The organism is Dapis brunnea BLCC-M229 (assembly GCF_050015995.1).
In the GTDB taxonomy this organism is placed as follows: Bacteria; Cyanobacteriota; Cyanobacteriia; order Cyanobacteriales; family Microcoleaceae; genus Trichodesmium.
In genome coordinates, this window is sequence record NZ_JBNHEP010000249.1 from 57,947 (window position 1) to 59,609 (window position 1,663).

Consider the following 1,663-nt stretch of genomic DNA (forward strand, 5'->3'; position numbering starts at 1 on the left):
CAAACTTACTTCCCAATACCATCACATAAATGGCGCTCGCTTTCACTGACATTAGGATTATTTTCGAGGTAGTCGCGCATCCAGTTGCCACCCCACTCTAGGAGGCGATCGAACTTCCAAAAGTTCCACAATTTCACTGTATTGTCCCAACTTGCAGTAGCAATAGTCTCTCCATCAGGACTAAATGCTACACCCCTGACCCAACTCTCATGGCTGGTGAGAGTCTGCAATAATTTCCCCTGTTGGTTCCACAATTTTACTGTTTTGTCACGACTAACAGTGGCAATAGTCTCTCCATCAGGACTAAATGCTACACCATTGACCTCATCATCATGGCCGGTGAGAGTCTGCAATAATTGCCCCTGTTGGTTCCACAATTTCACTGTTTTGTCCCAACTTGCAGTGGCAATAGTCTCTCCATCGGGACTAAATGCTACACCTATGACCCAATTCTCATGCCCGATTAGAGTCTGCAATAATTTCCCCTCTTGATTCCACAATTTTACTGTTTTGTCACGACTAGCAGTGGCAATAGTCTCTCCATCGGGACTAAATGCTACACCTATGACCCAATTCTCATGCCCGATTAGAGTCTGCAATAATTTCCCCTCTTGATTCCACAATTTTACTGTTTTGTCACGACTAGCAGTGGCAATAGTCTCTCCATCAGGACTAAATGCTACACCATAGACCCTATCCTCATGCCCGGTGAGAGTCTGCAATAATTTCCCTTCTTGGTTCCAGAATTTCACTGTTTTGTCATCATTTGCAGAAGCAATAGTTTCTCCATCAGGACTAAATGCTACACTATTGACCAAACTCTCATGGTCGGTGAGAGTCTGCAATAAATTCCCCTGACGGTTCCACAATTTCACTGTTTTATCATCACTTGCAGAAGCAATAGTCTCTCCATCTGGACTAAATGCTACACTATTGACCAAACTCTCATGGCTGGTGAGAGTCTGCAATAAATTCCCCTGACAGTTCCACAATTTCACTGTTTTGTCACGACTAGCAGTGGCAATAGTATCTCCATCGGGACTAAATGCTACACCATTGACCTCATCATCATGGCCGGTGAGAGTCTGCAATGATTTCTCCTTAAGATTCCACAATTTCACTGTTTTGTCCCAACTTGCAGAAGCAATAGTCTCTCCATCTGGACTAAACGCTACACCCCAGACCGAATTCTGATGACCGACGAGAGTCTGCAATAATTTCCCCTGTTGGTTCCACAGTTTCACTGTTTTGTCTCCACTAGCAGTGGCAATGGTCTCTCCATCAGGACTAAACGCTACACCAAAGACATAATTATCATGCCCTGTGAGAGTCTGCAACAACTGCCCCTTAAGGTTCCACAATTTCACTCTTTTGTCAAAACTTGTAGTGGCAATAGTCTCTCCATTAGGACTAAATGCTACACCAAAGACCGAATTCTCATGGCCTGTGAGAGTATGCAATAATTTCCCCTGGCGGTTCCACAACTTCACTGTTTTGTCAGAACTTGCAGAAGCAATAGTCCCTCCATCCGGACTAAATGCTACACCTATGACCTCATCCTCATGGCCGGTTAGAGTCTGCAACAACTGTCCCTGTTGGTTCCAGAGTTTCACTGTTTTGTCAGAACTTGCAGAAGCAATAGTCCCTCCATCCGGACTAAATG

General features: G+C 44.6%; 1 protein-coding gene. It reads right to left on the reverse strand.

What is annotated here, in order from left to right:
• Positions 1 to 5: 5 nt before the first annotated feature.
• On the reverse strand, positions 6 to 1,663 hold a 1,658-nt coding region (locus ACP6PM_RS28665), incomplete at its 5' end, for a WD40 domain-containing protein (protein ID WP_426590291.1).